The sequence below is a fragment of the Amycolatopsis sp. PSD-21 genome, from assembly GCF_055561455.1.
On record NZ_CM145712.1, the window covers coordinates 3,413,263 to 3,436,863 of the forward strand.

Consider the following 23,601-nt stretch of genomic DNA (forward strand, 5'->3'; position numbering starts at 1 on the left):
TTCAGGGTAGGGAAGGAGGCCTTCACGGACTTCCGCCATGAGGGTGTCACCAGACGCCTCGGTCCAGGTGGTCGTGAGTGGCGATTCGGGTTCTAACCCGAATCGCCACTCACGACCACCTGGACCGAGGCGCCGCGCCGCAGCCTTCAGCTCCTGAAGCTCTTGAAGCGCGTGAAGGCCCCCTTCCCTCGGCTCAGCCGAGGGAAGGGGGCCTTCACGCGAGAAAGCGTCAGCCCGTCGTAGGGGGCTGATAGACCTTCGTGAGTTTCGAGGCGGAGCCTCGGTCCAGCAGCCAGAGCGTGCGACGCGAGCCGCGTGCCCCGGCGACCGGGATCTCGACCTCGCCCGCACCGGCCAGCGCCTGCGCGACGGCGTCGGCCTTGGCGTCGCCGCCGGTGACCAGCCAGATGTCCTGTGCGCGACGGATCGCGGGCAGGGTCAGCGAGATCCGGGTCGGCGGCGGCTTGGGACAGTCCCGCACCGCGACGACCGAGCGTTCCTTCTCGTGCACCGCCGGGCTGTCGGGGAAGATCGAGGCGGTGTGCCCCTCCCCGCCGAGGCCCAGCAGCATGATGTCGAACGCCGCGTCGTTGGCCGCCAGGACCTCCGCGTAGGCCGCGGCCGCCGCGTCGACGTCGTCCCCGAACTCGCCGTCCGAGGGTGCCATGGCGTGCACCCGCTTCGGGTCGAGCGGGACGTGGTCGAGCAGCGCCTCGCGGGCCTGCTTCTCGTTGCGGTCGTCCGAGTCCGCCGGGACGAAGCGCTCGTCGCCCCAGTAGAGGTCCAGCCGCGACCAGTCGATGGCGTCGCGGGCACTGGAGTCGCGCAGTTCGCGCAGGATCGCGATTCCCGTGCCGCCGCCGGTGAGCACCACCGAAGCGGAGCCCTTGGCGGCCTGGACGTCGACGATCCGGGTGACCAGCCTGGCCGCCGCGGCGGCGGCCAGGAGGTCCGGGTTCTCGTAGACGACGACCTCGGTCTTGCTCATGAGGCGCTCTTCGCGGTCTTGGCGGCCGGAGCCTTCTTCGCCGCCGGAGCCGCCTTCTTCGCCGGAGCGGGCTTCGCGGTGCCCGACGAGATCTTGCCGAGGCCGTTCAGTGAAGCCTCGTAGACCTCGTCCGGGTCGAGCCGCCGCAGCTCCTCGATCAGGCAGTCCTTGTTGTCCCGCCGCTGCAGGGCGATCCGGCGCGTCGGCTGGCCCGGCTGGGTCAGCATGCCGACCCGTCCGTCCGGCCGGTGCAGTTCCACCGGGCCGGACCGCCGGTCCAGCGTCACCGAGATGATGCCCGCGGCACCGCTGCTCTTGACCCGCTTCACCGGCACCTTGAGGTACTCGGCCAGCCAGCCGGCGAGCAGTTCGGTCGACGGCGAGTCGGCCTCGCCGGTCACCGTCGCGCCGGTGACCTTCTCGTACGGCGGAAGGTCCAAAGCGGACACCAGCTGCGCGCGCCACCGGGTCAGCCGGGTCCACGCCAGGTCGGTGTCACCCTCCACATAGGACTTCGCCCGCGTGGTGAGTGCCCTTATGGGCGCCTTTTCCGCCGCCGAGTCGGTGATCCGGCGCTGGGCCAGCTCACCGAGCGGGTCCTTGGCCGGTGCCTTCGGACCGGTGCCCGGCCACCAGGTGACGATCGGCGCGTCCGGCAGCAGCAGCGGCACGACCGCGCTCTGCCCCTGCGAGGCCAGCGGGCCGTAGAGCCGCAGGACGATGACCTCGCTCGCGCCGGCGTCGCCGCCGACCCGGATCTGGCCGTCGATCCGCGGCGCCGCGGTCCGCGCGCCCTTGGCCACCACGATCACCCGCGAGGGGTGTTCCCGGCTGGCCTCGTTGGCTGCCTCGATCGCCTCTTCGAGTTTGTCGTCGTCGTCGGCCACTATGACCAGCGTCAGCACCCGGCCGAGCGCCACCTGCCCGCCCTGTTCGCGGATCTCGACGAGTTTCTTGTTCAGCTGCGACGTCGTGGTCGACGGCAGGTCGATGATCACGGACGCCTCCAGTTCCGGCCGGTACGCTCCAGCATTTCGTCCGCGGACGGCGGTCCCCACGAACCGGGCGGGTACGCCTCGGGCGCGCCCTTCTTGGCCCAGTGGTCGAGGATCGGGTCCAGGATCTCCCAGGACAGTTCGACCTCTTCGTTCACCGGGAACAGCGACGGTTCGCCGAGCAGCACGTCCAGGATGAGCCGCTCGTAGGCCTCCGGGGACGACTCGGTGAACGCGTGCCCGTAGCCGAAGTCCATGGTGACGTCGCGGACCTCCATCGTGGTCCCCGGCACCTTCGACCCGAACCGCAGCGTGATGCCCTCGTCGGGCTGCACCCGGATCACCAGCGCGTTCTGGCCCAGTTCCTCGGTCGAGGTCGAGTCGAACGGCAGATGCGGCGCCCGCTTGAACACCACGGCGATCTCGGTGACCCGGCGGCCCAGCCGCTTGCCGGTGCGCAGGTAGAACGGAACCCCGGCCCAGCGGCGGTTCTGCACCTCCAGCGTCACCGCGGCGTAGGTCTCGGTGGTCGAGTCCTTCGCGAAACCGCCTTCCTGCAGCAGGCCCGGCACCTTCATGCCGCCCTGCCAGCCGCCCGCGTACTGCCCGCGCGCGGTGGTCTCGTCGAACGGCGCCAGCGGCTTGGTCGCCGAAAGCACCTTGACCTTCTCCGCGCGGAGCGCGCGCGGGGCGAACGAGACCGGCTCCTCCATCGCGGTCAGTGCGAGGAGCTGCAGCAGGTGGTTCTGGATGACGTCGCGAGCGGCGCCGATGCCGTCGTAGTACCCCGCGCGGCCGCCGAGACCGATGTCCTCGGCCATGGTGATCTGCACGTGGTCGACGTAGTTGGCGTTCCAGATCGGCTCGAACAGCTGGTTCGCGAAGCGCAGCGCCAGCAGGTTCTGCACCGTCTCCTTGCCGAGGTAGTGGTCGATGCGGAACACCGACTCCTCGGGGAAGACGTCGTTCACGATCTCGTTGAGCTCCTTGGCGCTCTTGAGGTCGCGGCCGAACGGCTTCTCGATGACGACGCGGCGCCAGGTGTCCTCGCTCGCCTCGGCGAGGCCGGAGCGGGCGAGCTGCTTGGTCACCACCGGGAACGCGCTCGGCGGGATCGACAGGTAGAACGCGGTGTTGCCGCCGGTGCCGCGCTCGGCGTCGAGGTCCTTGACCGTCTGCGCGAGCCTGTCGAAGGCCTCGTCGTCGTCGAAGGTGCCCTGGACGAAGCGGATGCCTTCGGCGAGCCGGTTCCACACCGACTCCTTGAACGGCGTCCGCGCGTGCTCCTTGACCGAGTCGTGCACGAGCTCGCCGAAGTCCTGGTGCTCCCAGTCCCGCCGGGCGAACCCGACGAGCGAGAACCCGGCGGGCAGCAGGCCGCGGTGGGCGAGGTCGTAGATCGCCGGCATCAGCTTCTTGCGGGCCAGGTCACCGGTGACGCCGAAGATCACCAGGCTGGACGGCCCGGCGATCCGCGGCAGCCGCTTGTCGCGCTGGTCGCGCAGCGGGTTGTTCCAGGCTCGTGTCACTCGCCGGCCTCCTGTACCGCGCGGACCAGTTCGGCCAGGCCGGCGGCCCGGTCGGTGAGGTGCAGGCGCAGCACCGGACGGCCGTGCTCGGCGAGCACCTGGCCGTCACCCAGCGCCTGCGCGTGCTGCAGGACGCCGAGCGTGTACGGCCGGTCCGGAACGTCGAGATCGTCCTCGACGGCGCCGGTGATCTGCAGGAAGACACCGTTCTGGTGCCCGCCCTTGTGGTACTGCCCGGTCGAGTGCAGGAACCGCGGCCCCCACCCGAAGGTGGTCTGGCGGCCGGTGCGCTTGGCGATCTCGCCGCGCAGGACCGCCGTCGACGCGTCGTCGAGCCGGTCGAGGTACGCCTGCACCGCGATGTAACCGTCTTCCGGGGCGGAGTCGAAGAAAGCCCGCAGGATGTCCGCGAGCTTCCCTTCCGTGGCGACGCCTTCCGAGCCGAACACCTCAACCGCGCCGTCCACAGTGGACGGCTTCTCGCCGCCCTTGAGCTTGTCCGGGTTGTCGAGCAGCGACCGCGCGGCCTTCTTGGCGGCCTCGACGTCGGGCTGGTCGAACGGGTTGATCCCGAGCAGCCGTCCGGCGAGCGCGGTGGCGAACTCCCACAGCAGGAACTGCGCGCCGAGCGAACCGGTCACGGAGATCTTCGCCGCGCCTTCCGCCGCGCCGACGGCCACCGGGGTGGCGTCGCCCTTGGCGTCGGCGAAACCGGGGGAATCCGGGCCTTCGACGGCGACCGGCAGGAGACCGGTGCCCTGTTTGCCGGTGGATTCGGCGATCAGCTGCTCCGCCCAGTCGGCGAAGCCCTTGATCCCGGAGCCGGTGTCGCCGATGACGACCTTCTCGGCGCCCTTTTCGTGCGCCGCGACCCACGCCGCCGCGAGCTTGATCGCCGGGTTGTCCACGGAGTCGGTGGCCAGCTCGTCGGCCACCGAAGCGGCCTGGTCGAGCAGGCGGGCGACGTCCGCGCCGGCGAGCCCGGCCGGGACGAGCCCGAACGCGGTCAGCGCCGAGTAACGGCCGCCGACGTTCGGGTCGGCGAGGAAGACCTTGCGGTAACCCTCCTTTTCGGACAGTTCCGCGAACGGCGAGCCGGGGTCGGTGACGACCACGATCCGCCGGGCCGCGTCGATGCCCGCGTCGGCGAAGGCCTTCGCGAAGATCCGGCGGTGACTGTCGGTCTCGACGGTGCCGCCGGATTTCGACGACACGACGATGACCGTGCGCTCCAGGTCACCGGCGAGCGCGTCGGCGACCTGGCCCGGGTCGGTGGTGTCGAGGACCGTCAGCGGGACGCCGTCGGTCGCGGTGATGACCTCGGGGGCCAGCGACGAACCACCCATGCCCGCGAGGACGACGCGGTCGACGCCCTCGGAACGCAGGTCGGTCCGCAGTGCCTCGATCTCGCCGATCAACGGCCGCGAGGACTTGTGCAGCGTCGTCCACGAGAGACGGATCGACGCTTCGGACTCGGCTTCGGGACCCCACAGTGTGGCGTCCTGGGACGCCAGTTTCGATGCGACCTGGTCGGCGACGAGCCGCTCCGCGAACGGAGCGGCTTTGCCGGCCAGGGCGGCGTCGACGATTTCGACGCCGGTCGTTTCCCCTGCCATGGTCGGTGATCAGTCCTTTGCCTTTTCCAGCTGCCCGGTGACGGTCTCGAGAAGCTCGGTCCACGACTTCTCGAACTTCTCGACGCCCTCGTTCTCCAGCGTGAGGAAGACGTCGTCGATGTCGATGCCGACTACACGCAGCTTGTCGAAGACGACCTGCGCGTCGGGGCCCTTGCCGGTCACCGTGTCACCGGTGATCTCGGCGTGGTCGCCCGCGGCTTCGAGGGTCTTCTCCGGCATCGTGTTGACCGTGTCCTTGACGACGAGCTGGTCCACGTAGCGGGTGTCGGAGTACTGCGGGTCCTTCACACCGGTGGAGGCCCACAGCGGACGCTGCGGGTTCGCGCCGGCCTCGGCGAGCGCCTTCCAGCGGTCCGAAGCGAACAGCTCCTCGAACGCGGCGTACGCGAGCCGCGCGTTGGCGATGGCGGCCTCACCGCGCAGCGCGGTGGCCGCGTCGGTGCCGATCGCGTCGAGCCGCTTGTCGATCTCGGTGTCCACACGGGACACGAAGAACGACGCGACCGAGTGGATGCCCTTGAGGTCGTGGCCGTTGGCCTTCGCCTGCTCCAGCCCGGCGAAGTAGGCCTCGATGACCGCCCGGTACCGCTCGACCGAGAAGATCAGCGTGACGTTGACGCTGATGCCCTCGGCCAGGGTCTTGGTGATCGCCGGGAGACCCTCTTCGGTGGCCGGGATCTTGATCAGCACGTTCGGCCGGTCCACGGTCTTCCACAGGTCCTGCGCCTCGGCCACCGTCTTGTCGGAGTCCTTGGCCAGGCGCGGGTCCACCTCGATGGACACCCGGCCGTCGACCCCGTTCGTGGCGGTGTAGACGTCGCGGAACAGGTCCGCGGCGTTGCGCACGTCGGTGGTGGTCAGCTCGCGGATGGTGGCCTCGACGTCGGCGCCGCGGGCGGCGAGCTCCTTGGTCTGCTCGTCGTACGCCTCGCCCTTCGACATCGCGTTGGCGAAGATCGTCGGGTTGGTCGTGACGCCCACGACGTGCTTGTCGCGGATCAGGTCCGCGAGGTTGCCGGTGTTCAGGCGCTCACGGGACAGGTCGTCCAGCCAGATCGACACCCCGGCCTCGGACAGCTGCGCGAGCTTGTCGTTGCTCATTGGAGTCCTCTCAGTTCTTGGTGTTGGCGATCGAGCGACGGGCGGCCTCGACGACTGCCTCCGCGGTGAAACCGAACTCACGGAACAGTGTGGCGGCGTCGGCCGACGCACCGAAGTGCTCGATCGAAACGTTCACCCCGGCGTCACCGGTGAAGCGGTGCCACGACTGGGCGATACCGGCTTCCACGGAGACGCGTGCCTTGACCGACGGCGGGATGACCGAGTCCTTGTAGGACTGGTCCTGCGCGTCGAACCACTCGACACACGGCATCGAGACGACGCTCGCCGGGATGCCGTCGGCTTCGAGGGTCTTGCGGGCCTCGACGGCCAGCTGGACCTCGGAACCGGTCGCGATCAGCACGACCTCGGGGCTGCCGTTGGACGCCTCGGCGAGGACGTAACCGCCCCGCTTGACGCCTTCGGCGCTGGTGCCCTCCAGGACCGGCACGTTCTGCCGGGTCAGCGCGAGGCCCGACGGGTGGTGGACGTCCTCCAGGACGGCCTTCCACGCGTACGCGGTCTCGTTGGCGTCCGCCGGGCGGACGACGTTGAGGCCGGGGATCGCGCGCAGCGAGGAGAGCTGCTCGATCGGCTGGTGGGTGGGGCCGTCCTCGCCCAGGCCGATCGAGTCGTGCGTCCACACGTAGGTGACCGGCGCCTTCATCAGCGCGGCCAGCCGCACGGGCGGGCGCATGTAGTCGGAGAAGATCAGGAACGTCGCGCCGTAGGGACGGGTGCCGCCGTGCAGTGCGATGCCGTTGAGGATCGAGCCCATCGCGTGCTCGCGGATGCCGAAGTGCAGCGTCCGGCCGTACGGGCTGGTCTTCCACATGTCGGTGGAAGCCTTCTCCGGGCCGAACGAGTCGGCCCCCTTCATGGTGGTGTTGTTGCTCTCCGCGAGGTCCGCGGAACCGCCCCACAGCTCGGGAAGCGGCTCGGCGAGCGCGTTGAGCACCTCACCGGAGGCCTTGCGGGTCGCGATGCCCTTGGCGTCCGGCTCCCACGTCGGCAGGTTGTCCGCGAAGCCCTCGGGCAGCGAGCGGGTGGCCATCCGGTCCGCGATCTTCTTGCGCTCCGGGTTGGCGGCGCCCCACGCCTCGAACTTCTCCTGCCATTCGGCGCGGGCGGCCTTGCCGCGGTCGACGGCCTGGCGGGTGTGCGCGATGACCTCGTCGTCGACCTGGAAGCTCCGCTCCGGGTCGAAGCCGAGGATCTCCTTGACCGCGGCGACCTCTTCGGCGCCGAGGGCGGCGCCGTGGGCCTTGCCGGTGCCCATCTTCTTCGGCGCCGGGTACCCGATGACGGTCTTCAGCGCGATGAACGACGGGCGCTCGGTCTCGGCCTTCGCGGCCTTGATGGCCTCTTCGATCGCGACGACGTCTTCGCCACCCTCGACGACCTGGGTGTGCCACCCGTAGGCCTCGTAGCGCTTCACGACGTCCTCGGACAGCGCGATCTTGGTGTCGTCCTCGATCGAGATCTCGTTGTCGTCCCAGAAGACGATCAGGTTGCCCAGCTCCTGGCGGCCGGCGATCGAGGAGGCCTCGGCGGTGACGCCCTCTTCGATGTCACCGTCGGAGGCGATCACGTAGACGTAGTGGTCGAAGATGCTCTCGCCCTGCGGGGCGTCCGGGTCCAGCAGGCCGCGCTCGCGGCGGGCCGCCATCGCCATGCCGACCGCGTTGGCCAGGCCCTGGCCCAGCGGGCCGGTGGTGGTCTCGACGCCCTTGGTGTGGCGGTACTCCGGGTGGCCCGGGGTCTTCGAGTCCCACTTGCGCAGCTGCTTCAGGTCTTCCAGCTCCAGACCGAACCCGGCGAGGTACAGCTGGATGTAGAGGGTGAGGCTCGAGTGACCGGCGGAGAGGATGAAGCGGTCACGAGCGGGCCACTCCGGGTCGGCCGGGTCATGACGCAGCGTCCGCTGGAAGAGCGTGTACGCGAGCGGCGCCAGGCTCATCGCGGTGCCGGGGTGACCGCTGCCGCAGTTCTCGACCGCGTCCGCGGCGAGCACCCGAACGGTGTCGACGGCCCGCGTGTCGTTCTCGGTCCAGTCGGCGGGCACGTTGCGCCGGAGGAGTGGGTTCTTCTCGCTGGTAGAGGCGGTTTCGGACACTGAACTCGAACTCCCCGTCATCAGGTTGTGGCTTCTCTTCCCTCGTGGGTAACCCACGTGTACCGCTACTAATCTCAATCGATCCGGAAGGGACGATATTCCTGGTCCGGGCCGTTCGCAGAGGTACGCCGCGAGCTACCGCGGCCAGCCTAATGGTTCGGCCGGTCGAGGACCCGCGATCACCCTCTGGAAACAGCACGTCTACCATCGGGGAAGGGTTCAGAACACGGGATCCGGGGCCGCCACATCACCCGGAAGCCTGGTGGACCCCGCCCCGAAAACTGACGCAGGGAGTGAAATGTCGTTGGTGAACGCTGCGCACGGACGCAGTGACAGCACCAGCGCCGTACATCCGACCGGTGAACGACCGCACGGTGGCCGGCGAACTATCCGCCAGGTCGTCGGCGCGTACGCCGCCCTCGCGAAGCCCAGGGTGATCGAGCTCCTCCTGGTCACCACGATTCCCGCGATGTTCCTGGCAGGCCGGGAAATCCCGTCGCCGTGGCTGGTGCTCGCGACGCTCGTGGGCGGCACCATGGCCGCCGGCAGCGCCAACGCCTTGAACTGCGTGATCGACGCGGACATCGACAAGGTGATGAACCGCACGAAGCGCCGTCCGCTGGTGAAGGAATCGGTGCCCCGGCGCGGTGCGCTGATCTTCGGTCTCGTGCTCGGCGTCCTGTCGTTCGTCGTGCTCTATTTCACGGTGAACCTGCTCTCGGCGATCCTCGCGATCGTGACGATCCTCTTCTACATCTTCGTCTACACGCTGGTGTTGAAGCGGCGTACGTCACAGAACGTGGTCTGGGGCGGCGCGGCGGGCTGCATGCCGGTCGTCATCGGCTGGGCCGCCGTCACCGGCACCGTCGAGTGGCCCGCGTTCGTGATGTTCGGCGTCATCTTCTTCTGGACCCCGCCGCACACCTGGGCGCTGGGCATGAAGTACCGCGAGGACTACGAGCGCGCCGGTGTGCCGATGCTGCCGGTGGTCGCCACCCCGCAGCACGTGGCGCGGCAGATCGTCATCTACTCGTGGGTGATGGTCGCGTGGACGCTGCTGCTGGTCCCGGTGACGAGCTGGATCTACACGACGTTCGCGATCCTGGCGGGCGGCTGGTTCCTCTTCTACGCGCACAGCCTGAACGCGGCGGTGCGGCGTGGCGAGGAGACCAAGCCGATGTCGCTGTTCCACCGGTCGAACACGTACCTGATGATCGTGTTCGTCGCGCTGGCGGTGGACTCGGCGATCGGGCTGCCTGCCATCGGGCTGCCCTTCTGATCTTGTAGCGCGTGAAGGCCCCCTTCCCTCGGCTGAGCCGAGGGAAGGGGGCCTTCACGCGCTGTTGGCGGACGAGGGCTCGGTCCAGGTGGTCGTGAGTGGCGATTCGGGTTAGAACCCGAATCGCCACTCACGACCACCTGGACCAGAAGGTCCCCATTGAGACGATGAACGTCCTGAAGGTGCCCTTCGGGACGTTCGGGCCCAGGCCGTTCCCACCTGCTGAGCGCGCTACCCGCCCCGGCTACCCGTCAGTACCGTCCGGCGGAGTGACGAGTACGACCGAACGCCCGGCCACCGTCCGGGCCGGGCGCGCGACCATGGCGGTCGCCTGCCTGATCGTCTTCACCGCGCAGATGGCGACGACGATCTATCTCCCTTCCCTCCCGATGGTCGAACGCGACTTCGGGGTGTCGCGCAGCGTCGCGGCACTGTCGGTGTCGCTGTTCGTCATCGGCGCGGCGGCGCCGGTGGTGCTGTGGGGCCGGGCGGCCGACCGGCTCGGGCGCCGGGCCGCGTTGCTGGCGGCGCTGGGCCTGTTCGCCGTGTCGAGCGCGGTGCTCATCGTCAACACGTCGCCCACGTGGCTCCTCGTTCTCCGTACCCTGCAAGGGATCGGTGCCGGCGGTGCGGCAATCATCGCCCGTATCGCCGTGCGGGATCTCGGTGACGGCGACGCGCTCGCCAAACGGCTTTCGGTGCTGTCCATCGCGTTCGTCACCGCACTCGGCGGCGGGCAGTTCGCCGGTGGACTGATCGGCGGGTGGCAGGGCGGTTTCGCGGTGCTGACGGCGGCGGGTGCGCTGTGCGTCCTGGGCACGCTGACGATTCCGCTCCGCAGGAGCAGCGGTGAGAAGACGGGCATGGTCCGGATATATCTCCGGATCCTCGCCGTTCCGGCGTTCCTGCGGCCGACGATCGCGGCGGGTCTCGGCTTCGCGACGATCGTGCTCCTCCAGGAGGTCTCGCCGTTCGTCTTCCAGCAGCACTTCGGGCTGAGCGTCGACCAGTACGGCGGCCTCGGCCTCCTCTTCGGTCTGGCCTACTTCGCCGGCGCGCTGCTGGTGAACCGGCTGGCCGGGCGCAAAGGCTCGCCGTGGCTGATGCGAGCGGGCGCGCTGGTCATGACCGCCGCAGGCCTGCTGACGGTCGTCTTGTGGCTCGTGCCCGCGATCCCGCTCACGGCCGCGCTCGTGACGTTCGTCGCGCTCTACTGCGGGATCACCTTCGGCCAGGCCGCGCTTTTCCCGAGCAGCATGGCCGTCGCGGTGAGCGAAGTGCCCGCGCACGGCGCGTACGCCGTCGCGCTGTGCGGGTTCGTCGCACAGTCCATCGCTGGTGTCGCGGCCACCTTCGCCGCGTTGCTCCACGAGAACGTCGTGTGGGCGAGTGTGGCCACCGTCCTTTCCCTCGCCGCCTTCCTCCTGGTCCGGGTGAGGGCGCGGGAATGAGATGATGGCGGGCGCCGTTGTAATTCATTCGGCCCCTGTCCCACCTCTCGAAAGCAGGCTGCTTTTGTCCGTGTCCCCGGACCGGGAACTCGACGCGCTCGAGCAGGACGTCGCGCTCGAGCAGCAGCACGTCACCACCCTCTACCGCAAGCTCGACGCCGAACGCGCCGACGCGCAGCGCAGGCTCGACGAGACGCTGCGCCAGACCGGCGGCACCCCGCAGGCGCGCACCGAACGCGACGTCGCCACGACGCTGTACACCGACAGGCTGGCCCAGCTGAGCTCCGTCGAGCAGGGCCTGTGCTTCGGCCGCCTCGACTTCCTTCCGGACCACGCCGAGGAGACCACCTACATCGGGCGGCTCGGGCTGTTCGACGAGGACGACGACTACCGCCCGCTGCTCGTCGACTGGCGCGCGCCGGTCGCGCGGCCCTTCTACCTCGCCACCGCCGCTTCACCCGAAGGTGTGCGGCGGCGCCGCCACATCCGGTCGCTGAGCCGGAAGGTCGTCGGCGTCGACGACGAGATCCTCGACCTCTCCGCCGCCGACCAGGGCCAAGACCTCGGGCTCGCGGGCGAGGCGGCGCTGCTGGCCGCGCTCGAACGCCGTCGCACCGGCGAGATGAGCGACATCGTCGCCACCATCCAGGCCGAACAGGACCGCATCATCCGCGCGTCGCCGAACGGTGTCCTGGTGGTCCAGGGCGGCCCCGGAACCGGTAAGACCGCCGTCGCGCTGCACCGCGCGGCGTACCTGCTCTACACGCATCGCCAGCAGCTGACCACGCGCGGCGTGCTGGTGGTCGGGCCGAACAGCACGTTCCTGCGCTACATCGGGCAGGTCCTGCCGTCTCTGGGCGAGACCGGGGTGCTGCTGGCCACGATCGGGCAGCTGTACCCGGGGCTGGACGCCGACGGCCCGGTCACCCGCGAGGCCGCCGAGATCAAGGGTCGTCCGGTGATGGCCGACGTGCTCGCCAACGCCGTCCGCGACCGGCAGCGCGTGCCGGAACCCGTGCTGGAGATCGAGTTCGAGCGCGAGATCCTCATGCTCGACCGCAAGACCTGCACCGAGGCGCGGACGCGGGCCCGCCGGTCGCGCCGTCCGCACAACCTCGCCCGGCGGATCTTCGTCTCGGATCTCCTCGACGCGCTGACCCGGCAAGCCGCCAAGAAGCTGGGGGAGGACCTGCTCGACGCGCGGGACGTCCAGGACATCCGGGCCGAGGTCTCCGCGGACAAGAACGTGGCGGCCGCGATCAACGGGCTGTGGCCGAAACTCACCCCCGAGATCGTGCTGGACGAGTTGTTCGCCGACCGCGAACGGCTACGCAGCGCGGCGGGGAAAGCCTTGTCGGACACCGACCGTGAGCATCTCTACAGCCCGACCGACGCGAAGTGGAGCCCGTCGGACGTCCCGCTGCTCGACGAACTCGCCGAGCTGCTCGGCGAGGACGACACCGAAGCCCGCGCCGAGGCCGCTCGCCGCGAGCGTGAGGACCGTGCCTACGCGGAAGGCGTGCTCGACATCCTCGAACAGGACGAGGAGATCGTCGACGAGGAACTGCTGCGGGTGGGCGACGTCCTCGACGCGGAGCTGTTCGCCGAACGTCAGCAGCGCCGCAGCGAGATGACCGCGGCGCAGCGGGCCGCCCAGGACCGGACGTGGACCTTCGGGCACGTGATCGTCGACGAGGCGCAGGAACTGACCGCGATGGACTGGCGGCTGCTGATGCGCCGGTCGCCGAACCGGTCGATGACGCTCGTCGGCGACGTCGCCCAGACAGGCGCGGCCGGTGGGGCGCGGACGTGGGGCGAGGCGCTTTCGCCGTACGTCGCCGACCGCTGGCGGCTCGAGGAACTGACCGTGAACTACCGGACCCCGGCGGAGATCATGACCGTCGCGTCCCGGGTGCTCGCCGAGGTCAACCCGGAACTGGAGGCGCCGGTTTCGGTGCGGGAGACGGGTTTCGAGCCCTGGCTGCGGTCCGTGGACCCGGCGGATCTCGCCGCGGAACTGCCCGGCATAGTCGACGCCGAACTGTCCGCTGTGGACGGTGGGACGGTCGCCGTGCTGTGCCCGCCGCCATTGGTCGCTTCGCTCTCGGAGACGCTCGGCGAGGCGGGGGACCGGGTGTCGGTGATGCCGGTCGAGCGGGCGAAGGGCCTGGAATTCGACTCGGTGCTGCTGGTGGCCCCCGACGAGGTCGTCGCCGGGTCGCCGCGCGGGCTCAACGATCTTTACGTGGCCCTGACCAGGGCGACCCGGCGGATGGGCGTAGTGCAGACCGGTGACCTTGTTCCCGCGCTGGAGGGTCTTGGCTAAGGTCGGCCGCATGCGCACATTCGGCAAGATCGTGGTCATCGGCGCGGGCGTCCTCGCCCTGGCGGCCTGTGGCGAGAAACAGAACACCGCAGGTTCGGCCCAGACCTCCGGCGCGGCCCCCGCGTCGGCGTCGTCGTCGGCACCGGCCGCCTCGAAGGGCAAGGAATGCACGGCCGAGGACGTGAAGACCACCGGGAAGTTCGGCGAAGCGCCGACCATCACCATCCCGGACGACTGCGACCCGCCGAAGAAGCTCATCACCAAGGACCTCGAACCCGGCACCGGCGAGGGCGCCAAGGCGGGCGCGAACCTGAAGATGAACTATTCGCTGGTCACCTGGTCCAACAAACAGAAGCTGGACAGCTCGTTCGACCGCGGTGAGCCGTTCGAGCTGAGCCTCGGCGCCGGCATGGTCATCCAGGGCTGGGACAAGGGGCTGGAAGGGATCAAACAGGGCGCGCGGCGGCTGCTGATCATCCCGCCGGACCTCGGCTACGGCCAGGGCGGCAACGGTATCGCGCCGAACGAGACCCTGGTGTTCGTGACCGACGCGGTGAGCGTCCCGACCGACAAGGGCTGATGGGGACCTCCGACGGCCGCGTCCACCGTGGACGGGTTCGTTCCTGGCTGGCGGACGACGGCTGGGGAGTGGTCGAGTCGGCCGATTTCGCCGACCCGATCTGGGTCCACTATTCGATGCTGGAGGGCTTCGGCCCCGGCGAGTTCCGTCAGTTGCGCGTCGGCGCTGAGGTCGAGCTGACCGTCGAGCACGCGGAACAGGACGAATTCCGGCTGCGAGGGCTCTGGGTCCGCCCGGTCCGCTGAAGTACATGATGGCCCCCTTCCTTGCGCCTAGGTACAGGAAGGGGGCCATCATGTACTCGGACGTCAGCCGGCGTACTCCCAGGTGAGCAGCGTGATCTCCAGTCCCTTCTCGATCTTCGTCTCGGGCGGCGCGTCGGTCAGGGCGTAGCCGACGCGCCGGGCGACGGCCTGGCTGGCCACGTTGTCGGCGTCGATCTTCAGCTGCAGCGGTCCGAGCCCGAGGTCCAGCGCGTGCGCGGTGAGCACCCGCAGCGACCGCGCCGCCAGGTCCTGCCCGCGGTGGGCGGGACCGACGGCGTACCCGAGTTCGGCCGAATCCTCTTTCAGGAACAGCACCACCTCGCCGAGCGGCTCGCCGCCGTCGGCCGTGATGGCCAGCCGCAGCCCGTTGCCTTCCGCGCGGCGGGCGACGGACTTCGCGTAGTGCGCCTTCGCCGCAACCTCGTCGAACGGGGAAGGCAGCGGCGTGAACCGGGCGACGGCGGGGTTGTCGAACAGTCCCGGCATGAACGCGATGTCGTCCTCGGCCCACTCCCGCAGGACGAGCCCCTCGCCGGTGAGCCGGACCTCCTCCGGCCAGAGCGACGTCACGGGATCAGCAGGAGCTTGCCGGTGGTGCGGCGCCCCTGGAGGTCTTCGTGCGCCTGACGCGCGTCGGCCAGCGCATAGCGGCCCCCGATCCGGATGTTCAGCGAGCCGTCCTGAACGGCGGCGAACAGCTCGTTCACGCGCCACTCCAGCTCCTCCCGGGTGAGCACGTAGTGCGCGGAGGTCGGGCGGGTGAGGTACACCGAGCCGCTGCGGTTGAGCAGCTGCGGGTCGATCGGCGGGACCGGGCCGCTGGCCGCGCCGTAGAGGGCGAGCAGGCCGCGGATCTTCAGGCTCGCCAGGCTGCCGTCCACAGTGGACTTTCCGACCCCGTCGTAGACGACCTCGACGCCCTTGCCGCCGGTGAGGTCGCGGGTGGCCTTGGCGAAGTCGACCTGGTCGTAGCGGATGACGTCGTCCGCGCCCGCCTGCTTGGCGAGTTCGGCCTTCTCGTCGGTGGAGACGGTGCCGATCACTCGGGCGCCGCGGGCCTTGGCCAGCTGGACCAGCAGCAGGCCCATACCGCCCGCCGCGGCGTGGATCAGCACGTCGTCACCGGCCTTGACCTCGTAGGTCGAGGCGATCAGCGCGTGCGCGGTGATCCCCTGGAGCATCGTGGCGGCGGCGGTCTCCTCGGAGACGCCGTCCGGGATCTTCACCGCGATCGTGGCGGGCACCAGGCGGCGCTGGGCGTAGCTGCCCAGCGAACCCTGCCAGGCGACCCGGTCGCCGACGGCGAACCCGGTCACGTCCGCGCCGACCGCGGCCACCGTGCCGGCGCCCTCCATGCCCAGGACGAACGGGGTGTCGACCGGGTAGATGCCCTCGCGGTGATAGGTGTCGATGTAGTTGACGCCCGCCGCGGCGACGTCCACGAGCAGTTCGCCGGAACCGGGATCGCCGACCTCGACTTCCGACAGCTCAAGGACTTCGGGGCCACCGGTTCGCCGGATCTGCACTGCCGCGGGCATACATCCTCCTCGTTCAAGGTCGTTCCGACCGGCACAACTATGGCCGACGCCACGGTTATTCCGCGTCCCGGGCCTTTCGCGGTTAAGCTCGGCGCGTGGCTGAGACCGAAGAGAAGACCGAGACCGCCGCCCCCACGTCGCGCCAGGTCGCGGCCGCCCGCGACTTCGTGAAGCGGCACGGGAAGCCGTCGCGCGCGGTGGTGGAGAACATCGGCCGGATCGGCGCGCGCGTCGTGCTCGTGGGCGCCGACGGCGCGCTGGGCGACGTCGTCGTCACCTCCGTGGAGGCGGGCGAGGCGCTGGTCGAGGCCGTGGAAGACCTCGAGCCCGCCGAGTGGGACAGCGAGACCGTGAAGGCCACCAAGATCGGCGCCGAGCACCGCCGCCGGATGGCGGGGAAGTGAGCGGCTCCGCGATCTTCGTCGCCTGCTCCGCGCTGCCGGAAGGCGACGGCGACGAGCACGCCGTTCCCGAGGCGCTGGCCGACCTGGGCTTCAAGACCCGCTGGGCCGCCTGGGACGACACGACGGTCGACTTCGGCGCCGCGGACATCGTCGTGCTGCGCGCCACCTGGGACTACGCCGAGCGCCGCGACGAGTTCCTGTCCTGGACCGAGTCCGTGCCGACGCTGGCCAATTCGGCCGACATCGTGCGCTGGAACACCGACAAGTCCTATCTGGCCGAACTCGGCGACGCCGGGGTCGCGGTCGTGCCGACGACCCTGATCGCGCCGGACGAGAAGGCGCCGCGCTGGCCCAAGGGCGAGTTCGTGCTGAAGCCCGCCATCGGTGCCGGCTCGCGGGGAGCGGGCCGGTTCACCGCGGGCGACGCGGCGGCCGCGCATCTGGCCGGGTTGCAAGCGGACGGGAACACCGTGCTGCTCCAGCCGTATCAGTCCAGTGTGGACAGTGAAGGCGAGATCGCGCTGGTGTACTTCGGCGGCGTGTACTCGCACGCGTTCTCGAAGGCCGCGATGCTGGGCCGGGAACTCGACGAATCCGGGCTGTACGTCACGGAGAAGCTCGCGCCCGTGCAGCCCGCCGCGGGATTCCGCGCGCTGGCCGAAGACGCTTTGGACGCGACCGCGGCGCTGCTCGGCATCCTGCGCGCGGAACTGCTCTACGCCCGCGTCGACCTCGTCGCCGGGCCGGACGGCAGGCCGCTGCTGCTGGAACTGGAGCTCGTCGAGCCTTCGCTCGGGTTCCGCCAGACCGACGCCGCCGCGGCCTGGCGTTTCGCCTCCGCCGTCCGCCAGCAACTCGCCTGAAACCCCGCATTTCGTCCTCTGGATGCGTTCCTTGCGTGCAAGTACCGCATCCAGAGGACTAAATGCGAGCGGTGTCAGGCGGGTTTGGCGAGTTTCGCGGCCAAGCGCTCCGGCTTCGGCCACCGCACGTCCCGCGCCCACCCGAACTTCTCGAACAGCCAGATCACCCGCGCCGACACGTCGACCTGGCCGCGCAGGACACCGTGCCGCGCGCAGGTCGGGTCGGCGTGGTGGGAGTTGTGCCACGACTCGCCCATGGACAGGATCGCCAGCGGCCAGAAGTTCGCCGCCTTGTCCCGGCTGGCGAACGGTCGCTCGCCGACCAGGTGACAGATCGAGTTCACCGACCAGGTGACGTGGTGCAGGAACGCGATGCGGACCAGCCCGGCCCAGAAGAACCCGGTCACCACACCCCACCACGACCAGCTGAGCAGCCCGCCGAGCACCGCGGGCAGCGCGAGGCTCAGCGTGATCCACAGCCAGAAGTAGCGGTTCACCACGCGAAGGTCCTTGTCCGCGACCAGGTCCGGCGCGAAACGGTCGTAGTTGGTCACCTCACGGCTGAACATCCAGCCCATGTGCGCGTGCCAGAACCCGCGCAGGAGCGCCGAGGGCGAAGTCCCGAACAGCCAGGGGGAGTGCGGGTCGCCTTCGCGGTCGGCGAAGGCGTGGTGGCGACGGTGGCTGGCCACCCAGAAGATGACCGAACCCTGCACCGCGAAACTGCCGGCGATGGCGAGCGCCACGCGCAGCGGGCGCCGGGCCTTGAAGGCGCCGTGGGTGAAGTAGCGGTGGTATCCGACCGTCACCCCGAGCGTCCCGAGGGTGTAGAACACGGCCGCCAGCGCCAGATCGACCCAGGTCATGCCCCAGCCCCACACGATCGGCACGGCGGCGATCAGCGCGACGAACGGGACCAGCAGGAAGGTCTTGAGGATCAGCATCTCCCCGGAGCCTCGCCGGTGGGAGATCAGGGGTTTGGACGGACTGGCCGGTGCGTCCGGCTCGGTGCTGGCGGTCATACGACACCTCGTGCCTCGACTCGGTGGCGACCCCGTGCGGGGCACCGAGCGCAGCGTAAGGGCAGTGTCTGGCGAGCACGCCGCCCGGGGGTTACGTCCGGTTTGCCAGGGGGTCAGTTCGAAGTGGCGAGTTCCCGGTCAGCGGCGGGCGAAACCGGCGCGGAACCTCGATCGCGTGAACCGCACCACAGTGCCGCCGTCGAGATGATCACCAGCGCGGAGCCGAGGACGTGGAACGAGACCAGCGCCTCCGGCACACCGAGGGCGTACTGCACCGAGCCCACGACGCCCTGGAGGACCGCGACGACCCACACGATGGTGTACCGCTTCCACAGCTGCTTCGGCGTCTCGCCCCGCATCAGCTGGAGCCCGAAGACGGCCAGCACGATCAGGTAGACCACCAGTAGCCCGCCGTGGATCTGGGTGAGCGTTTCGATCGGGGCCTGGAGCCGGTGGGTGCCGGGGTCGCCGCCGTGCGGGCCCGCCCCGGTCACGGTGGTCCCCGCCGCGAGGACGGCCCACATGGACGCGGCGAGCACGATCAGCGTCTTGCGGCCCGCGTCCGGGATCAGCCAGCGAGCGGGCTCATCACCCTCCTTGAACGCGCGCAGCAGCAGGACCGCGAGCCAGACCAGGGGAGTGGAGGCCAGGAAGTGGAGCGCGACGGTCCACCATTCGAGTTTCGCGAGCACGGTGATCCCGCCGACGACGGCCTGCAGCATCACGCCCGCGGGCATCGTCCAGGCCAGCTTCACCAGACGGCGGCGGCTCGGGTGCTCGATCTGCACGCGCCACGCGGTGATCACGCACAGCGCGGCGACCAGGATGACCACCCCGGTCAGCAACCGGTTGCTGAACTCGATCCACTGGGTGAGCATGTCCAGCTCGGGGTGCGCGACGGGCACGATGCTGCCTTCGACGCACTGCGGCCAGGTCGGGCAGCCGAGGCCCGAACCCGTGACCCGGACGACCGAGCCGGTGACGCCGATTCCGGCCTGCGCGATCACCGCCGCTATCGCGACCGCTCGCTGGACCGCGAACGAGGGATACGGCAGACGCGCTACAAGGCTCTGGAACGGCACCGTCCGATGCTAGAACGCCCTTCCTGAGAGCGTTCCACCGGCCGGACCCGCTGTGTCGGCCGCCTCAGGTGAGCTTCGTGGTCTTGCTCGCCAGCGCGCCCGCGACGACACCCCAGCCGGCGAGCACCGCGAACGGGCCCCAGCCGAACGAACCGTCCAGCAGTACCGACCGCAGGCCTTCGGCGAGCGCGCCCGAGGGCAGCAGTTCGACGATCCACGCGACACCGGACGGCATGGTCGACGGCGCCAGCAGGATGCCGCCGGCGAGCAGCAGCACGAACCAGACGATGTTCGCCAGCGCCAGCACGGCCTCCGCGCGCAGCGCCCCGCCGAGCAACAGGCCCAGCGCGCCGAACGCGAGCGTGCCGACGATCAGGAACGGGATCGCACCGAGAAGCCCGCCGAGTGACGGCGACCAGCCCAGCAGCGCGGCGACGCCACCGAGGATCACCGCCTGCAGCGCGACCACGACCAGCGCCGCGGCCACCCGGCCCGCGACGAGCAGCCAGCGGGGGAGCGCGGTGGCGGAAAGCCGTTTGAGGACGCCGTAGCGGCGGTCGAAGCCCAGCGCGATGGCCTGTCCGGTGAACGCCGAAGACATCACCGCCAGCGCCAGGAGCCTCGGCGTGATCCAGTCCACTTTGGACGCATCGCCGAGTTGCGACGACGGCAGGATGTCCAGCAGCGACAGGCCGATCAGCAGCGCGAGCGGGATCAGCAGGGTCAGCAGGATCTGCTCGCCGTGGCGCAGCGTCAGGCTCGCTTCGACCTTCGCGTGCGTGCGCAGCATCTTCCCGAGCGAACCGCGGCCGGGAGCCGGGGTGAACGTGCCCGCGGCGAACCGCGGCGTGGGCGTGGTGGTCATGCGCGCAGTTCCCGTCCGGTCAGCTCCAGGAAGACCTCTTCCAGCGTGCGCCTGCCGACCTGCAGTTCCTCGGGCATGACGCCCTGCTGCGCGCACCACGCGGTCACCGTCGACACCACCTGCGGGTCGATCGCGCCCTCGACGAGATACGTCCCCGGCGCCGACTCGTGGACGAGGTGCCCCTCGGGCAGCGCCGCGGTCAGCAGCGCGGTGTCGAGCCGTGTGCGGGCCTTGAACCGCAGCTGCGCGGTCTCACCGGCCTCGACGGTCAGCGACTGCGGGGAACCTTCGACGACGACCTTGCCGTGGTCGACGATCACCACGGTGTCGGCCAGCGTTTCGGCCTCCTCCATCAGATGCGTGGTGAGCAGCACGCTGACGCCGTCGGCGCGCAGCGCCGCGAGCAGGTCCCAGACCAGGCGGCGGGCCTGCGGGTCCATCCCCGCCGTCGGCTCGTCGAGGAAGAGCAGTTCGGGCCGTCCGACGAGTGCGCAGGCGAGCGAGAGCCGCTGCTGCTGCCCACCGGAAAGCCGTTTGAACGGTGTCTTCCGCGCTCCGGAAAGGCCGAGGACGTCCAGCAGCCAGGCGGGGTCGAGCGGGTTCGCCGCGCACGCGGCGACCAGTCCGAGCATCTCGTCGGCGCGGACGCCGGGATACGCGCCGCCGCCTTGGGGCATCACGCCGATCCGGGGGCGCAGGGCCGCGCCGTCGCGTGCCGGGTCCATGCCAAGCACCCGGACTTCGCCGGCGTCAGGCCGAAGGAAGCCTTCGCAGATCTCGACGGTGGTGGTCTTGCCGGCCCCGTTCGGGCCGAGCAGAGCGAGCAGTGTGCCACGTTCCATCCGCAGGTCGAGTCCATCGACGGCGGTGGTGGATCCGTAGCGTTTCACCAGCCCGGTGATCTCGACGGCGGGGGCGTTCACGACAGGTCACGATACGGCCTCACGCCGGGACCGAATGCTCCGGGGACGGTCTGGACAGCAGCAGTGGTGAGAGGCGGTGGACGATGAACAGCCCCAGAAGCGTGACGACCCCGGCGGCGGCCCACGCGAACGGCAGGACGAAACCGCGGCCCTCGAAGGTGCTTCCCGTCGTCGGCAGGAGGAACGGCAGGACGGCGGTGACGATGGTCGCGGCGATCCGGAACCGCGAGGTCCCCGCCGCCGCGGCGAGCGGGATGATCGCCCACAGCAGGTACCAGGGCTGCAGCGCGACGTGCAGCACCATCACCGCGCCCAGCGAGACACCGAGGCCGATGATCGGCCGGTAGCGCCATTTGAAGCTGTCCCAGAGGAACTTCACCGTCACCGCGCCCGCGACCAGGTAGCCCAGCGTGCCGAGGATCGGCACCATCGCGTTGGTGTGGTTGCCGAGGCCGAGCGCGATGCCGAGGACACCGCCGAGCGCGGCGAGTTCGGACGTCGGCGAGATCCACGAGCGGACCAGTCCCGGTGTCCCGAGCGCGCCGACCCAGCCGAAACCGAGGCCGGTGCCGTAACAGACCGCCACCAGCACCACGCCGAACAGCAGCGCCATCGGCACCGCGGCGGTGACCAGGTCCTTGATCCGGCCGTGCCAGCGTCTGGCCACCATCACCGTGAAGAACGGCAGTGCCAGGACCGCGTTGATCTTCACCGCGACACCGAGGGTGATGATCGCCACCCCGAGCCCGATGTAGAGCAGTTCGCCCTTGGCCAGCGGGGGGACGGCGTCGTCCTTGAACCGCACCGGCATCCGCTGGAGACCGATCTCCAGCCCGGCCACCATGAGCCCGATCGCGAGCGCGTCGTTGTGGGCGCCCGCGACGAAGTGGAAGATCAGCAGCGGGTTCGCCGCGCCGAGCCACAGCGCGGTGGCGGGCTGTACGCCGAACCGCCGGGCCAGCCGGGGCAGCGCCCAGATGATCAGGATGACGCCGATCAGCGCCAGCCCGCGCTGCAGCAGCACACCGGTGACGATGTTGCCGCTGCTCAGCGGGGCGAGCCAGCCGCCGAGACGCAGCAGCAGCGGGCCGTACGGCGCCGGGGTCTCGCGCCACATGTTGGAGACACCCGAGGTCAGCGGGTCGGAGACGCCGAGCGCTTCGGCCGGGCCGAGGGAGTACGGGTCCATCCCGCGGGCGACGATCTCGCTCTGCGCGAGATAGCTGTAGACGTCGCGGGAGAACAGCGGCGGGATGAACAGCAGCGGCGCGCACCAGAGCGCGATGGTGCGGGCGAGCTGGCCCTGGGTGGCGAGGCGGCGGCGCGCGGGCTGGGCGAACCGGCCGAGCAGCAGCCAGCTGAGCACGATGATCGCCATGCCGGCCAGGCCCATCGCGAGCGAGACCATCGGGATGCGGGTGAACAGCCGCAGGACCGGGATCTCCTGCACCGGGTTGATCACCGGGGCGGCTCCCGCGCCGAGTGAGCCGAGGGCGAGGAACAGCGAACCGACCGCGCCGAACCGGCGGACCACGTTCAGCCCGCGCAGTTCCTTGTCGTCCAGGGGTTCCGGATCGCGCGGGCGCCCGGGGACGAGCGTCGCCACCGACCCCGCCGACCGCACAGCCTGGTCTTCCGGCTCCGCCCCGTCCGTGTCCCGCTGTGCCGGGTGATCGCCCACTGCCACTCGGGAAGGGTAGCGATCCCGGGAACAGACCGGGCGGGTGCGTGGTTACCCCTGGAAGATCAGCGGCCGACGTGACCCACGCCACTCCGTGAGGCACCCCTCTTTGCCGTCTCCCCGGAAATACGTCACACTTGTGTTGTGAAAAAGACGGGGACGCAGGACGAGGCCGGTGGCGACACGCCCCGCGCCGAGGTCCAGCCTGTCCCCGTCCAGATCGGCCCCGAGGGGCGGACCAGGCACGAAGTGGCCCGCTTGCTGCTGGAACAGGGCCCGATGACCGCCGTGGTGGTGGCCGAGCAGCTGGGGATCAGCGCCGCCGCCGTCCGCCGTCATCTCGACGCCCTGCTCGCCGACGGCGAGGCCGAAACCCGGGACGCGCCCCGCCGCGGCCCCCGCGGACGAGGCCGTCCCGCCAAGAACTTCCTCCTCACCGAGGCCGGCCGCGCCCGGTTCGGGCACGCCTACGACGACCTCGCGTCCTCGGCCATCCGTTTCCTCGCCGAGCACGCCGGTGAGGACGCCGTGAAGGCGTTCGCGGAGGCTCGTGTCGCTTCGCTGGTCGGCCCGCATCAGGACGCGATCACCAAGCACACGGACCCGGCTTCGCGCGCCGAGGCCCTCGCTGCGGCGCTGACCAGGGAGGGTTACGCTGCGTCGACCCGTCAGGTCGGTGTCGGCGAACAGCTCTGCCAGCACCATTGCCCGGTCGCCCACGTCGCCGCCGAGTTCCCTCAGTTGTGCGAAGCCGAGACAGAGGCTTTCGCGGAACTTCTGGGTACCCACGTGCAGCGGCTGGCGACCATCGCACGCGGTGACAACGCGTGCACCACACACGTACCCGTCGTCTCGGCGGGTCACCCGGCCACACCCGGGCCGGGAAGCACGGCGCCCTCTCCTGGGCGCACAGCACGGATCCCGAATGGAGGGAAACCCGCATGACTGCCGCTGCCGA

At 70.1% G+C, this 23,601-nt stretch carries 21 protein-coding genes; 8 read left to right on the plus strand and 13 right to left on the minus strand.

Annotated elements, in window-relative coordinates:
* Positions 1-229: 229 nt before the first annotated feature.
* Genes pgl through tkt form a run of 6 tightly spaced genes read right to left on the minus strand, consistent with a single transcriptional unit; the run spans position 230 to position 8,363 of the window.
* Positions 230-988, minus strand: coding sequence for a 6-phosphogluconolactonase (pgl, locus tag ACZ1DY_RS16545; RefSeq protein ID WP_126731775.1), 759 nt, complete (start codon positions 986-988; stop codon positions 230-232).
* Entirely contained in the window at positions 985-1,986 is a 1,002-nt protein-coding gene (gene opcA / locus ACZ1DY_RS16550) for a glucose-6-phosphate dehydrogenase assembly protein OpcA (RefSeq protein WP_016333148.1), read from the minus strand. Before opcA ends, pgl begins: the two co-directional genes overlap by 4 nt.
* Complete coding sequence (gene zwf, locus ACZ1DY_RS16555) at positions 1,983-3,512, minus strand: glucose-6-phosphate dehydrogenase (protein ID WP_465484863.1); 1,530 nt, start codon at positions 3,510-3,512, stop codon at positions 1,983-1,985. Before zwf ends, opcA begins: the two co-directional genes overlap by 4 nt.
* Positions 3,509-5,128, minus strand: coding sequence for a glucose-6-phosphate isomerase (locus ACZ1DY_RS16560; protein WP_465484864.1), 1,620 nt, complete (start codon positions 5,126-5,128; stop codon positions 3,509-3,511). The genes zwf and ACZ1DY_RS16560 overlap by 4 nt, the downstream gene beginning before the upstream one ends.
* A gap of 9 nt (positions 5,129-5,137) precedes the next feature.
* Positions 5,138-6,250, minus strand: coding sequence for a transaldolase (tal, locus tag ACZ1DY_RS16565; RefSeq protein ID WP_192745224.1), 1,113 nt, complete (start codon positions 6,248-6,250; stop codon positions 5,138-5,140).
* Between the two features lie 10 nt (positions 6,251-6,260).
* Positions 6,261-8,363, minus strand: a complete 2,103-nt coding sequence (tkt, locus tag ACZ1DY_RS16570) for a transketolase (RefSeq protein WP_126731785.1) — start codon at positions 8,361-8,363, stop codon at positions 6,261-6,263.
* 298 nt (positions 8,364-8,661) lie between these two features.
* On the opposite strand from tkt, the gene ACZ1DY_RS16575 reads away from it, so the two are divergent.
* From ACZ1DY_RS16575 to ACZ1DY_RS16595, 5 genes are all read left to right on the plus strand, one after another.
* On the plus strand, positions 8,662-9,642 hold the full coding sequence (locus ACZ1DY_RS16575) for a heme o synthase (protein ID WP_016333153.1): 981 nt from the start codon (positions 8,662-8,664) through the stop codon (positions 9,640-9,642).
* Between the two features lie 269 nt (positions 9,643-9,911).
* On the plus strand, positions 9,912-11,093 hold the full coding sequence (locus ACZ1DY_RS16580; RefSeq protein ID WP_465484865.1) for an MFS transporter: 1,182 nt from the start codon (positions 9,912-9,914) through the stop codon (positions 11,091-11,093).
* A 70-nt stretch (positions 11,094-11,163) separates the two neighbouring features.
* Positions 11,164-13,419, plus strand: a complete 2,256-nt coding sequence (locus tag ACZ1DY_RS16585; RefSeq protein WP_465485673.1) for a HelD family protein — start codon at positions 11,164-11,166, stop codon at positions 13,417-13,419.
* Positions 13,420-13,429: 10 nt separating this feature from the next.
* Positions 13,430-13,999 (plus strand): FKBP-type peptidyl-prolyl cis-trans isomerase, encoded by a 570-nt coding sequence (locus ACZ1DY_RS16590; RefSeq protein ID WP_257487714.1) that lies wholly within the window; start codon positions 13,430-13,432, stop codon positions 13,997-13,999.
* A complete protein-coding gene (locus ACZ1DY_RS16595) occupies positions 13,999-14,244 on the plus strand; it encodes a cold-shock protein (RefSeq protein WP_465484866.1) in 246 nt (81 codons plus the stop codon). Before ACZ1DY_RS16590 ends, ACZ1DY_RS16595 begins: the two co-directional genes overlap by 1 nt.
* Before the next feature lie 63 nt (positions 14,245-14,307).
* On the opposite strand, the gene ACZ1DY_RS16600 is transcribed toward ACZ1DY_RS16595, so the two are convergent.
* Both ACZ1DY_RS16600 and ACZ1DY_RS16605 read right to left on the minus strand, forming a co-directional pair.
* Positions 14,308-14,835, minus strand: coding sequence for a GNAT family N-acetyltransferase (locus tag ACZ1DY_RS16600; RefSeq protein ID WP_465484867.1), 528 nt, complete (start codon positions 14,833-14,835; stop codon positions 14,308-14,310).
* Entirely contained in the window at positions 14,832-15,803 is a 972-nt protein-coding gene (locus ACZ1DY_RS16605; protein WP_465484868.1) for a quinone oxidoreductase family protein, read from the minus strand. Before ACZ1DY_RS16605 ends, ACZ1DY_RS16600 begins: the two co-directional genes overlap by 4 nt.
* Positions 15,804-15,898: 95 nt before the next feature.
* On the opposite strand from ACZ1DY_RS16605, the gene ACZ1DY_RS16610 reads away from it, so the two are divergent.
* Positions 15,899-16,207, plus strand: a complete 309-nt coding sequence (locus ACZ1DY_RS16610; RefSeq protein ID WP_125674936.1) for a hypothetical protein — start codon at positions 15,899-15,901, stop codon at positions 16,205-16,207.
* Positions 16,204-17,070 carry an ATP-grasp domain-containing protein gene (locus ACZ1DY_RS16615; protein ID WP_257487710.1) on the plus strand — a complete coding sequence of 289 codons (867 nt, stop codon included), beginning with the start codon at positions 16,204-16,206 and terminating at the stop codon, positions 17,068-17,070. The genes ACZ1DY_RS16610 and ACZ1DY_RS16615 overlap by 4 nt, the downstream gene beginning before the upstream one ends.
* Before the next feature lie 74 nt (positions 17,071-17,144).
* Here the strand turns inward: ACZ1DY_RS16615 and ACZ1DY_RS16620 are convergent, their stop codons facing one another.
* From ACZ1DY_RS16620 to mptB, 5 genes are all read right to left on the minus strand, one after another.
* The gene (locus tag ACZ1DY_RS16620) at positions 17,145-18,092 is read right to left on the minus strand and encodes an acyl-CoA desaturase (protein ID WP_257487709.1); all 948 of its coding nucleotides are present in this window, start codon (positions 18,090-18,092) and stop codon (positions 17,145-17,147) included.
* Between the two features lie 113 nt (positions 18,093-18,205).
* Positions 18,206-19,174 (minus strand): COX15/CtaA family protein, encoded by a 969-nt coding sequence (locus tag ACZ1DY_RS16625; RefSeq protein ID WP_192745215.1) that lies wholly within the window; start codon positions 19,172-19,174, stop codon positions 18,206-18,208.
* A gap of 64 nt (positions 19,175-19,238) precedes the next feature.
* A complete protein-coding gene (locus tag ACZ1DY_RS16630) occupies positions 19,239-20,039 on the minus strand; it encodes an ABC transporter permease (protein ID WP_465484869.1) in 801 nt (266 codons plus the stop codon).
* Positions 20,036-20,962 (minus strand): ABC transporter ATP-binding protein, encoded by a 927-nt coding sequence (locus tag ACZ1DY_RS16635; protein WP_465484870.1) that lies wholly within the window; start codon positions 20,960-20,962, stop codon positions 20,036-20,038. Before ACZ1DY_RS16635 ends, ACZ1DY_RS16630 begins: the two co-directional genes overlap by 4 nt.
* A 19-nt stretch (positions 20,963-20,981) precedes the next feature.
* The gene (gene mptB / locus ACZ1DY_RS16640; protein WP_465485674.1) at positions 20,982-22,568 is read right to left on the minus strand and encodes a polyprenol phosphomannose-dependent alpha 1,6 mannosyltransferase MptB; all 1,587 of its coding nucleotides are present in this window, start codon (positions 22,566-22,568) and stop codon (positions 20,982-20,984) included.
* 219 nt (positions 22,569-22,787) lie between these two features.
* Here mptB and ACZ1DY_RS16645 point away from each other — a divergent pair, with 219 nt between their 5' ends.
* The gene (locus ACZ1DY_RS16645) at positions 22,788-23,588 is read left to right on the plus strand and encodes a helix-turn-helix transcriptional regulator (RefSeq protein WP_185927021.1); all 801 of its coding nucleotides are present in this window, start codon (positions 22,788-22,790) and stop codon (positions 23,586-23,588) included.
* Positions 23,589-23,601: the final 13 nt, after the last annotated feature.